Origin of the sequence: Sinomicrobium pectinilyticum (assembly GCF_003725735.1) — a bacterium.
In the GTDB taxonomy this organism is placed as follows: domain Bacteria; phylum Bacteroidota; class Bacteroidia; order Flavobacteriales; family Flavobacteriaceae; genus Sinomicrobium; species Sinomicrobium pectinilyticum.
Genome location: NZ_RJTM01000138.1, coordinates 1 through 12270, shown reverse-complemented (window position 1 = coordinate 12270; position 12270 = coordinate 1). Strand labels below are relative to the sequence as shown.

Here is a 12270-nt window from a genome sequence, read left to right as displayed (position 1 = left end):
AATCCGAAAAATTTATGGATATTTTCCAAATTAAGACCTATATTTGTCTTATGTCCAAAAGTTTAAATACCGAAATGCAGCGTTTTAAAATGCTTCGCCGGGAACTGAACCTGACGCAGCAGGCTTTTGCGGAACGCCTGGGGATCAGGAATTCCACTGCAGATATCGAAAGAGGAAAGACCAGGATCTCCGGGGAAGTGGTCGCCGCCCTGCTCGAACAATTCGGGATCAACCCCCTGTGGCTGTTCGGTAAAAGCGAACAGAAATACCTGCGTCCTGCGGAACACAGCGTATTACCAAAAGTGGTAACGCTGAATTCTTCCGAAAATGAAAATATCGTACTGGTAAATATCAAGGCTTCCGCCGGATACGCACACAATTTGCAGGACCCCGAATGGTACGAATCCCTCCCCGCTTTCGATCTGCCCCTGCCCGAATACCGCAATGCCTCTTACCGGGGATTCCAGGTAGAAGGTAACAGTATGTATCCCGTCCTGCACTCCGGCGAATGGGTCATTGCCCGTGCGGAGGAAAAAATAACGGACGTTAAGGAGAACCAGATATATGTAGTAGTCCTTCCGGATACCGTAGTCGTAAAAAAGATAATAATCTCCGGAGAAAAAATACGGCTCATATCCGTAAATCCGGAATATCCTGTAATTGAGACCGGCATCGGGGAAGTAAAGGAAATATGGAAGGTAGTCAGTAAAATATCCGGACAGTTCGACATCCCACAAAACAACTTCGGTACCTGGGCCGAAGAGATCCGGTCCGAACTAAAGGAAATACGCGAGCGGTTATTGTAGGCGGGGAGTCTTTTAGTTTGGGAGTTGGTAGTTTTGGAGTTGATGAGGGTAGTCGGGGATTTTATGTTTTCTTTCAATATCTTTTCAAGAGGAGGTAACACTCCTGTAAATTCGGGGGGAGCTGTATTTTTTCAGGTACAAAACCGGATTATTGCATTGAAACAACTCCTAATTACCCAATAAACAGCTAAGAAGTTCCATATCCGTATATCCGTGGCGAAAAAATCACTCCGTTCAAAAAATATGCATTCATCAATACAACTTTAAATCGACGTATTTTCTTAATAAATATCCTCGTTATCCTTACTTTTGTCATTAGTAATCCGGAATATGAATCGCCAGCTCCAGAAATTTTTAGAAAGTACCGATTTTATCAGGGCAGTAAAAGTAACCGTAGCCGCGGCCACCCCCGTTATATTATTCTCCTATCTGGACCTTTTCAGCATTGGTTTTACAGTAGCCCTGGGGGCGCTATTCACCTTTATCAGTGACATCCCCGGCAACCTGCGCCACCGGGTAAACGGTATGCTGGCTTCCAACCTGATCGCTACGGGAAGTACCGTGATCATCAGCCTTGCTGCGATAAGCCATTGGATATTTTATCCCGTGCTTATTCTACTGGTATTCTTTCTATCCATGATAGCGGTTTACGGGCACCGGGCCACCCTCGTCTCCTTTTCCGGACTACTGGCCATGTCCCTTTCCTTCAGCCACAGCTATACCGGCTGGGCATTGCTGGAACACGCCGGGTTTATGATCGGGGGAGGGCTCTTTTACCTGTGTATTTCCATGATATTTTATTTCATAAGGCCATACAGGTATGCAGAACTTCAAATGGCAGAATGTATTTTACTGACTTCCAAATACCTGAAATTACGGGGAAGGTTATGGGATACTCATGCCAACAGGGACAAGATCACGGAAAAACTGCTCACCCTGCAGATAGAACTTAACGACATCCACGAAAATCTCCGGGAAACGCTGATACGCAACCGTACCAAAGGTGGCTCCTCCAACCAGAACAGGAGATTGCTTATTGCACATATAGAACTGGTGGAAATACTGGAGCTGGCTATGGCCACTTCTTTCGATCACGAAAAACTGCACCAGACCTTCAGCAGACACCCTTATGTATTAAATGCATACAGGCACCTGGCATATAACCTGGCAGCCTTGCTGAACCAGTTGGGACAGAGTGTGGAAAAGAGGAAAAAATATACTTCCGTACACCATCCGTTCAAAGACCTGGAATCCTTTAAAAAAGCCATTGATCGTTACGAAGCCGAGACAAATACCGATATCCGTACCACCGACGAGGTGCTGGTATTGACAAACATGTTCAACTATGTGGAAAAACAGGTGGAAAAAATAAAAGTTGTGGAATATACTTTTACCCATGCCATAAATCCGCATGATCTGAAACGAAAGGACAGGGAACTGGAAAAGTTACTGACCCCCATCCACTACGCTCCCATCACCCTGACACAAAACTTCAGTTTCTCCTCTACCATATTCCGGCATTCCCTGCGGCTTACCCTGACGATCCTTGTCGGTTTTCTGGTAGGCAATGTCCTGCCCATACAAAATACCTACTGGATACTCCTCACCATCGTAGTGATCATGCGCCCCGGTTACGGGCTTACCAAGCAGCGGTCCTTTCACCGGACGATCGGTACCCTTGCCGGGGGAATTATTGCCTTCGGAATCATTTCCGTCGTACATAACAGTACTGTTCTCGGCATACTGGCCATGACCTGTATGGTCCTCGGGTTTTCCTTTTCCCAGCGCAATTACCCGATCGGGGCCACATTTATTACCCTCTATGTGATCTTTGTTTACGGTATGCTTACCCCCGATATCCGGGATGTTATCCTGTTCCGGATCGCAGATACCCTTATAGGTACTATCCTGGCTTTCACGGCCAATCATTTCCTGTGGCCTTCCTGGGAGTTCCTGAGCCTGCCGACATTCCTGGAGAATTCCATCAAAGCCACCAGGGATTATATCAAAGAGATATCTGTTTTTTATAACCGGAAGGGGGAAGTCCCCCTCCCTTACCGCCTTGCCCGTAAACACGCTTTTATAGAAATCGGCAACCTCATGGCCTCTTTCCAGCGAATGACACAGGAACCCCGGTCCAGACAAAAACAACTCGGGCAATACTACGCCCTTGTAGTGCTTAACCATACCCTGTTATCTTCTGCCGCTTCCATGGGGGCCTTTATCCAGTCACGGAAAACAACAAAAGCTTCGGAAGCTTTCAACGTAATTACCGGGGCTATTATAAACAACCTGGACAACGCCATGCGGCTTCTCAATGAAGAGCAACAGAATAATATTTCCGTAGATACTGTTGAAGTAAAAGAAATGCTGAAACTGCGCTTTACCGAACTGAAAGAAATACGGGAGAAGGAAATTATGGCATCCAACGGGATTTATGATGATAATTTCAAATTGAAAATGGAAGAAGGACAACTGATCATTGAACACCTGATAGGGCTGACCAATCTCTCCGAAAATATTGTGAAGGCGGTGCGGGATATCGGCAAAAGCAGGTAACCCGGTTCCTCCGGAAACAAAAACAGCAAGAATATATGAAATGTCATTAACAAATTTGACATAACAACCGGGGCATTACCCACGGTTTTAATATTTTAACCGATGGAGTTCATAAAATTGAAAATTTGCTTGCCAAATTAAAACGCGGCGAAGCCAATCTTCGATTTCCATCTGACCGATAAAAAACAATAAATATTAACAGAAACCTATATCCAATATGAATACGATGATCTGTAAGAGAAACCTGTACTTCTTTCTTATCACCATTGTATCTTCCGCATGTTCCGGCCCCTCTGTCGAATGTGAAATTGTTCATCGTCAGTCACTTCCCGGGGTACCATCGGCGTCGGGAACAGCGGTAACCGAAGACCAGGTTTATATTGCGGGCGATAATTCTCCCTGGCTGTTCCGGTTCAGCCGCAAGTACGAACCTATTTCCAGGATTTCCGTTTTCCGTTACATCCGTTTGTCCAAAGGCGAGATTATACCCAAGCGGGACAAACCGGATTTTGAAGCCATGGAAATCATCAACAACAAAATATTCCTGTTCGGTTCCGGAGCCTTATCTCCCCAGCGGGATATCATGGTACAGGTAGATACGGAAAACAGGAATAAAGTGAGTACCTTCTCCCTGAAACCGTTTTACGACATGATCAGAGACCGCCATATACCCGAAGGCGGAGAACTTAATATAGAAGCTGTTGCAGCCCCGGAAAACCGGATCTGTTTTTTCCTGCGGGGAGAAAATAAAGTACTGGAATATCCTGTTTCCGGTTTTTTCGGATTCCTGGAAAATAAAGGAGCATATCCCGAACCTAACGTGTACGTATTGGAACTTCCTTCTATAGACGGTATTAAATCCGGCTTTTCCGGGGCTACTGCCATTCCCGGGCAAGATAAAATAATATTTACCGCATCTGTGGAAAACACTCCCAATGCCATCGACGACGGGGAAATACTCGGCAGCTTTACCGGTATCATAGATTGCACAAAGCTGAAAGACAGCTATCAGCCCGCCTGTGTCCTGCTCTCCGAAGGAGATAAAGCCAATACACCGTTAAAAATAAAAGTAGAATCGGTATCCGTCCTGGACAGCACCTCTCCCCGGAATATAAAGGTCCTCTTCGTAACCGATAATGACACCGGAAGGGATTCGGAATTGCTGGAAGCCCTGTTACGCTGGTAAATTATTGCAATAAATCATATATAAAAACGACAATTTATCGAAAATAGAAGGGCCCGGACGTTGTTCCTCCGGAAAAAGTAATCTATTTTTGTATTCCCCCCATTCATACCAGTGCATACGGTTTCCGTAATGTCACGGGTTTCCCGATGCCGGCAAATGACAAATACATATCACAAACGGTTACACCTGTCGCTCCGTAAAGGACTATAGTCCCCATACCATTCGAAAGGAAATTCCGTTTTATTAATTAGCTGTTTTAATATTGCTGTTTAACCAAAACTATACTATGCGTCACACCTCTACCCTGTTTTTACTATTATACTGCCTTTTTTCTTCCGTTTGCGGAAGGTCACAGGAACTTTCAGTCACCGACAGTCTTCGGCAAGAATTACAGCAAGCTACCTCCGATAGCGTGAGGGCCTCGTTGATGATGCTCATAGCCAACAGACTACCCATGAGCGACAGTACGGAAATAAGGAACTATTACAAGGAAGCGCTATCCCTGACCGACCGGCAGAAACAAATTATACTCACCACCAAAATTTACGGGAACCTGGGAAGGTTTTATTACAACCTGTATCACTTTGAAGATGCACAAAAATACCTGGATACCGCCCGCAACATCATAAAAGCCGATACTTCTCTTGCCGGTAAAAAACTCAATGGGCTTATCCGTCTTAATGCCGCCGCATTATATGGCGTTAACGGGGATATCCGGAAGCAGCAGGAACAGTACCTGGAACTCATCCCGCTTTTTGTCAGGTTACAGGATACTGTCAACCTGGCCCTTAGTTACAGGAATCTCGGGGTTATTTTCTTTAACAAAAAACAGTATTCCACAGCCCTGGAATATTACACCAAAGCACTTGAAACCCATAGCGAAGCCGATAAAAAAAGTTACTATTTCGGTACGCGGCACCTCGACATAGCTTTGTGCCTGAGCGAAATGGACAGTCTGGAGCCTATGGGGTACTACCTGAAGGAAGCGGAAAACATACTGAACTCGAACAAGGATACGGTAGACCAGATGGCCCAGCTGAATTACCTCAAAGGCGAACTCGCTTTCAAACAGGAAAACTACAAAGAAGCGGAATCATTGTACAACTCCAGCCTTAAAATTGCCAGGGAATTTAAAAACCTGCACTACATGTCCAATGCTACCATAGGACTGATCAACGTCTATGAAACGCAGAAACAATACCGCAAAGCACTGGCATATGCCGAAGAATACTATCAGTTGGGCGGCGACCTGAAAGACTTTCACTTCCAGCTGCTGGGGCTCGAAAAACTCGGAAAACTGGAGTATCAGCTACACCACTACCCGGAATCATATAACTATTTCACGGAATACATAAAAGTATCCGACAGCCTTAATGAAATGGAGCTGACCAAAACCATGCACGAACTCGATAAACAATACGAAACTGCTCAGAAGGAAAAACAGATCGCACATCTGCAATACGAAATGGAAGCTGCAGAATTGCGACTGGTACGAAATCAGATGGGGATATGGCTTTTACTGATCACAGTTGCAGGATTGTGTATTATTTCCGTACTGTATTACCTGTACTATAAAAAAGGAAAAACACTTATCGCACAACAAAAACGGGTACACCAGCTGGAGATGGACACCCTGCACCAACAGCACAAAATATCGCTGCTATATGCCACAATAAACGGGGAAGAACATGAGCGGAGCCGTATTGCCAAAGACCTCCACGACGGCCTGGGCGGATTGCTGTCGGGAATAAAACTCTCTCTTTCCAACTCCGTCAGGGACATAGATGAGACATCATCCAGAAAAAACGTATCCAATGCACTTAAACACATGGACGAAGCGGTAGACGAACTTCGCACCATAGCACAGAGCCTTATGCCACAGGTGTTGAACATACAGGGACTGGGAGAAGCTGTGAAACAATTCTGCAATAAAATATCCCGGCCTAGGCTTACACTCACCTGCCAGATAATCCACGTCAGTGACAACATCCCGAAAGACAAACAGGTAACAGTATACCGAATTGTCCAGGAACTGGTAAACAATGCCCTTAAACATGCCGAAGCCACACATATACTCGTACAGTTACAACAACGCGAAGACATGTTGTTTCTCACCATAGAAGACAACGGAAAAGGGTTTGAACCGGAGACCGCCATCCATAAAAACGGGCTGGGAATGTCCAGCCTGAAAGCCAGGGTAGAACTGCTGGAAGGCGAAATGGAGATTCATTCCGGCCCAGGGACCGGAACATCGGTTAGCATACAGTGCAATATTCTCTGAAAAAACTAGGGCAACGCCGCTGCCGTATTTACTTTATGGTATAGGGAATTCTGAAAGATATTGTTCATAACAGGCAAACAGAGCAAAGAAGAAAGAGCGGTTAATACATAACCGGCTATTCCGAATATAAGAGATACCCTGTACAAGCCTTCCGGCACTTCTCCTTTTGACCTCAGATATGCTATGGTAAGAAAGGAAACCAGACATAGTGCTGCTATAGAAAGGCCTATGCCCATCCATTCCTCATCTCTCGAAGAAGCCAGGAAAAATATCAGTAACCCATAGATGACACTCAACACTATTCCCAGGCCCCATTCCGGCTGCGAATATAAATTGTACTTTTTAAGTAACTGCAAAAACAGGATCTCCTCTTCTTTCTCCATATTTCCGAAACGGACAAACCCTTTGTTCCGCACCTGGCGGAAAAACCATTTACCATTCTTTTCCAACTGCAGGAAATTCACACCTTCCCCGTATTCATCCCTCTTTTTCGCCCCTTTCTTCCAGACTACCCGAATTTCCCATCCTGCGGTTTGCAAGTCATTGGCAAGTGCCTGTAAAGTAGTACCGTCGAACCGGTCTGCCTTGAACTGATCGTACATATTTGTTGATCTTTAATATAATGCCTTTTATAATCCACCCGACTTCTCATTCTTCAATTAATCACTATCACACAAGGTATATAACGGGTGTATTTTCAGTCAAAAATAAAAATATAAGGTGAATCCGAAAATCCCGGAAAACCGTTATTTAGACCGGTTTTCATCTTTTTCTCGTTTTTGGTATTCGCTATTGGCAGGTGCATGTTACCCAAATCAACACCGTCTGCCAGAATACCGGAAATCAGGGATTTCAGAAAGAATACTGCCGGGTTATATTTGTTAAACGCTATCCCGGTCGTCCGGATAAAAGGGGATAATTTTGTCCGGATCACACCGGTGAATTAGTATGTTTGGGGTAATGAAATAGCCATAAACAAGCAAATTAAATACAGAACTTAATTTGTTTTATGGCTATTTCTATTTGTGATAGAGGTTATTTTAGTTGCAGGTCAGGTTAGATCTGCTCTGCTAATGTTGCGGTCAACTCCGCCAGGGAAACGGCCTTTTGCTCACCTGTTTGCATGTTCTTGAGGGTATAATGGCCCTTGCTCATTTCTTCTTCTCCTACCAGCACCGTAAACGGAATGCCCCGTTTATCCGCATATTGCATCTGCTTTTTCATCTTGGCATTATCCGGGTATAGTTCAGCTTTAATGCCTTCTTTTCTCAGTACCTGCAGGGCCCTGACACTGTATAAAGCCTCCGCTTCCCCGAAGTTAATGAATAAAGCCCGGGATGATGAAGTTACGGTTTCGGGAAAAAGTCCCAGTTCCTCCAGCACCAGGTAAATACGGTCCAGGCCAAAAGATATCCCCACACCACTAATACCTTTGAGGCCGAATATTCCCGTAAGATCATCATATCGTCCGCCACCGCCAATGGACCCCATGGCCACTCCCGGGGCCGATACTTCAAAAATAGCACCGGTATAATAATTCAGTCCCCTTGCCAGGGTTACATCAAGATCCAGAACAGCTGTTTGCAACCCGGTCTCTTCAATGGTATTGCAAATAAAACGCAGTTCCTCCACACCTTTACTACCCTCTTCGGATGTATCCAGAAGTTCTGCCAGGCGATCGAGTTTTTCTCCGGTTGTCCCTTCGAAACGAAAGAGGGGCTGTACTTTTGTTAACGCACTTTGGGAAATCCCTTTTTCCAGCATCTCTTTTTTTACGCCATCCTCCCCTATTTTATCCAGCTTATCCAGTGCTACGGTAAAGTCTATCAGCTTATCTTTTTCTCCTATGACCTCGGCAATACCCGAAAGTACCTTCCGGTTGTTCATTTTAATGGTTACGCCTTGTAACCCCAGTGCGGTAAAAACCGTATCATAAAGCTGTACGAATTCCACTTCCTGCCAGAGTGACTGTGATCCCACCACATCGGCATCGCACTGGTAAAATTCGCGGAAACGTCCTTTCTGGGGACGGTCTGCCCGCCACACAGGCTGGATCTGGTAGCGTTTAAAAGGGAAATCTATCTCATTCTGGTGTTGTACCACGTACCGGGCAAAAGGAACGGTAAGGTCATAGCGAAGGGCTTTTTCCGAAATTTTTCCGGTAAGTTGCATACTGTCTTTCTGTTCGTAAAGACTGTCTTCTACTTTTTTGAGAAAATCCCCGGAATTGAGTATTTTAAAGATTAGCCGGTCCCCCTCTTCCCCGTATTTGCCCATAAGGGTGGAAGAATTTTCAAAACTAGGTGTCTCTATAGGCCGGAACCCGAAAAGTTCGAAATTGGTCCTGATTACCGAAATAATATAATTTCTCTTGGCTACTTCCCCGGGAGAAAAGTCCCGGGTCCCTTTGGGTATGCCTGGTTTTTGTGCCATTGGATGGTCTGATTGTTTCTGGTTTGTGTTTATCCGTCCCGAAGCTGAAGGACACTGCCTTTTACTCCGCTGTCACAGCTTCGGACACCGCATTTTAATAAGGACAAATATCATAATTTTTGGTTACATGGCAGCATTCCCTCCACGCAAAGTTCCGCCCGGTAAGGAGTATCGGGATAAGCTCTATTCTTCCCTGAGGATTTCATCGAACCAGCGGTATAGTTCTCCCCTGGTTATTACTCCTCCCTTTTCTATAAGTTCAAACTTGTCCTTGTTCTTATCTGCGGAATATACCTTGGTTGCTGTCATAATGTCTACCATATCCGTCATAAAGTGCTTCTTAAACCAGTTAAATCCCGTTTTGGTCGTAAGATCGATATCCGGGTTAAGTATTTTTATGGCTATAAGCTTCATTTCCTTATCCGTCATGTAAAACAAATGCATCTGCCGCGCAGAAATGTTTTCCAGGTATTCCACCTTCGCGAGGACACCTTCCCAGATAAGGTCACTGAATACATCCAGTTCCTCCTCCGCCGTTTCGGGTCTTTCTTCTTTGATCTTTGCCCATTCTTCGGCAGTAATGGATTGTGTAGCAAGAAAATTAATAAACTCCGGGTGCAGTTCTTCCAGTTGTTCTTTTGTGAGTCTCCTGTATTTCATATTTCCGTCCGGTTTTTAACCAAAAAAGAAAATCGCCTAAAAATTACTTTTTAGACGACTTTCAAAGATCTGTATCTTAATATTTACTTTGCTGCTTCCGCAACTACTTCAAAAGGAAGGTCTATGATAACTTCCCTGTGCAGCCGGATAACAGCATTGTATTTTCCGGTCCTTTTTACACTGCCACCGTTGATGTTGATGAACTTCCTTTCAATGCTCTGTCCTTCTTTCTCCAGTGCTTCCGCAAGGTCGATATTAGTTACCGAACCGAACAGTTTATCTCCTGCTCCGGCTTTTGCAGTGATTTTTATTTCCAGTTTATTAAGGGCATCCGCCACTTTTTTGGCATCATCGATAACCTTTTGTTCTTTGAATGCTCTTTGTCTGAGGTTTTCTGCCAGTACTTTCTTGGCAGAAGGCGTAGCCAAAACGGCAAAACCCTGAGGAATCAGATAATTACGTCCGTAACCGTTTTTTACGGTTACCACGTCATCTTTAAATCCTAAATTATCTACGTCTTTCTTTAATATTAATTCCATTGTCTGCCTTTTTTTATTTTAACAAATCAGCTACATAAGGCATCAAAGCCAGGTGACGTGCTCTTTTGATGGCTACAGCCACTTTTCTCTGGTACTTCAATGATGTTCCCGTTAATCTGCGAGGTAAAATTTTACCCTGCTCGTTTACGAACTTCAGCAGGAAATCCGGGTCCTTGTAATCGATATACTTGATTCCGGATTTTTTAAATCGGCAGTATTTCTTAGCCTTGCTGGTTTCAATGTTCAGGGGGGTAAGATATCTTATTTCCCCATCTTTTTTACCTTTGGCCTGTTGTTCGATAGATGACATAATTCCTAAGCTTTTTGGTTTAATTTATTCCTTCTTTTCTCCGCCCAAGCTACAGCGTGCTTGTCCAGTTTTACGGTTAAGAACCGCATAACTCTTTCGTCCCTTCTGAATTCGGTTTCATAAGCGTTCAGGATTTCCCCGGCTACTTTGAATTCGAACAAATGATAAAAACCACTTTTCTTGTGCTGAATAGGGTAAGCCAGTTTTTTAAGCCCCCAATCTTCTTTGGATACAAATTCCGCTCCCCTGGAAATTAAGAAATCTTCGAACTTCTTAACTGTTTCCTTTACCTGAGTATCAGATAAAACGGGATTAAGAATGAAAACAGTTTCGTAATGGTACATAATTATTTTTTTTTATTTTGTGGGTGCAAAAGTACTCTTTTGGGAATTAATTACAAAAAATATATCTACAATATTTCTGCTAATAGAAATTTTCTCCTTTTTTTTACCCAAAATTGTGTCAGAGTAAAAAAAAACTGTAAAATTGTTTATTATTTTTGTCTCAATAATTTGGAACACCTGTTCCTCCGGAACATAAACTACTATTTACAGCATCGCCCCATCGGTTTATACTCCCGGCACAATTTTTGTACTAAGAAAAGAACTTAACCCAAAAGGCAGTAGCACAGCAATGAAGATGAATTGCATAATTGTAGATGATTCGAATATTCAGCGAATGGCGGTAGCCAAACTTATTAAGAACAATACTTCCCTTCAACTTATAGCTGAGTACGGAAATGCTATTGAAGCAAAAAACGGGTTAAAATTAAAAAAGGTAGACCTTATTTTCCTTGATATAGAGATGCCCATTATTACCGGATTCGATCTCCTGGAGTCCTTACAGGACCCGCCCCAGGTAATCCTTATTACCGGTAAGGCCGAATATGCCCTGCGAGCTTTTGACTATGATGTCACGGACTATCTTCACAAACCCATTTCCGTAGAGCGTTTTGAAATAGCAGTAAAGAGGGCCCTGGAAAAGCACAAACTGAAAACGGCCGCCAAGGAAGACGATGACTATATCTTTGTGAAAAGCAACCTGAAAAAGCACAAGGTTTTCCTGAATGAGATCAAATGGATCGAAGCATTGGGAGATTATGTAAAACTGGTCACGGAAGAAGAAAGCATCATTGTATTGTCTACCATGAAATCCTTTGAACAGGAACTTCCTGCAGCCCGCTTTATGCGGATTCACAAATCGTTTATTATCAACCTGGATAAGGTAGACCGATACAACAGCCGTGTTGTTGAAGTCAGCGGTACCAAGCTTCCTTTAAGCCGCAACCGGAAAGCCAAACTGGCCGAAATCCTCGGGAAATAACCGGAATAAAGAATCCTCTTCGGGCTCTGTTCGGGAATCTGTTACCCGGGGCTTCGGTACAACAGCCTTCGGCTGTTACTCAGCCGCCTCCGTTTCGGAAACCGAACTTATAACCTGCACCCCATAACCTCAATAACAATCCACATCAAATGCCACACGGACACTGCGGTATG

The 12270-nt window shown here is 44.1% G+C and carries 11 protein-coding genes; 5 read left to right on the top strand and 6 right to left on the bottom strand.

Features of this window, described 5'->3' with window-relative positions:
• Positions 1-50: 50 nt before the first annotated feature.
• The 4 genes from ED312_RS19840 (at position 51) to ED312_RS19825 (ending at position 6832) form a co-directional block, all read left to right on the top strand.
• Positions 51-806: an XRE family transcriptional regulator gene (locus ED312_RS19840; protein ID WP_123217791.1), complete on the top strand. Its 756-nt coding sequence runs from the start codon at positions 51-53 to the stop codon at positions 804-806.
• Between the two features lie 330 nt (positions 807-1136).
• Complete coding sequence (locus tag ED312_RS19835) at positions 1137-3365, top strand: FUSC family protein (protein WP_123217774.1); 2229 nt, start codon at positions 1137-1139, stop codon at positions 3363-3365.
• Between the two features lie 226 nt (positions 3366-3591).
• The gene (locus ED312_RS19830; RefSeq protein WP_170164565.1) at positions 3592-4551 is read left to right on the top strand and encodes a DUF6929 family protein; all 960 of its coding nucleotides are present in this window, start codon (positions 3592-3594) and stop codon (positions 4549-4551) included.
• A gap of 286 nt (positions 4552-4837) precedes the next feature.
• Positions 4838-6832, top strand: a complete 1995-nt coding sequence (locus tag ED312_RS19825; RefSeq protein ID WP_123217772.1) for a tetratricopeptide repeat-containing sensor histidine kinase — start codon at positions 4838-4840, stop codon at positions 6830-6832.
• A 5-nt stretch (positions 6833-6837) separates the two neighbouring features.
• Here ED312_RS19825 and ED312_RS19820 read toward each other — a convergent pair whose 3' ends face one another.
• From ED312_RS19820 to rpsF, 6 genes are all read right to left on the bottom strand, one after another.
• Complete coding sequence (locus tag ED312_RS19820; RefSeq protein WP_123217771.1) at positions 6838-7434, bottom strand: hypothetical protein; 597 nt, start codon at positions 7432-7434, stop codon at positions 6838-6840.
• Between the two features lie 454 nt (positions 7435-7888).
• On the bottom strand, positions 7889-9265 hold the full coding sequence (gene hisS / locus ED312_RS19810) for a histidine--tRNA ligase (protein WP_123217769.1): 1377 nt from the start codon (positions 9263-9265) through the stop codon (positions 7889-7891).
• A 183-nt stretch (positions 9266-9448) separates the two neighbouring features.
• Positions 9449-9925: a DUF6495 family protein gene (locus tag ED312_RS19805; protein ID WP_123217768.1), complete on the bottom strand. Its 477-nt coding sequence runs from the start codon at positions 9923-9925 to the stop codon at positions 9449-9451.
• An 83-nt stretch (positions 9926-10008) separates the two neighbouring features.
• Positions 10009-10464 carry a 50S ribosomal protein L9 gene (rplI, locus tag ED312_RS19800; RefSeq protein ID WP_123217767.1) on the bottom strand — a complete coding sequence of 152 codons (456 nt, stop codon included), beginning with the start codon at positions 10462-10464 and terminating at the stop codon, positions 10009-10011.
• A gap of 13 nt (positions 10465-10477) precedes the next feature.
• Positions 10478-10777: a 30S ribosomal protein S18 gene (gene rpsR / locus ED312_RS19795; protein WP_175545816.1), complete on the bottom strand. Its 300-nt coding sequence runs from the start codon at positions 10775-10777 to the stop codon at positions 10478-10480.
• Between the two features lie 2 nt (positions 10778-10779).
• The gene (gene rpsF, locus ED312_RS19790; RefSeq protein ID WP_123217766.1) at positions 10780-11118 is read right to left on the bottom strand and encodes a 30S ribosomal protein S6; all 339 of its coding nucleotides are present in this window, start codon (positions 11116-11118) and stop codon (positions 10780-10782) included.
• Positions 11119-11407: 289 nt separating this feature from the next.
• Here rpsF and ED312_RS19780 point away from each other — a divergent pair, with 289 nt between their 5' ends.
• Positions 11408-12097, top strand: a complete 690-nt coding sequence (locus tag ED312_RS19780) for a LytR/AlgR family response regulator transcription factor (protein ID WP_123217764.1) — start codon at positions 11408-11410, stop codon at positions 12095-12097.
• Positions 12098-12270: the final 173 nt, after the last annotated feature.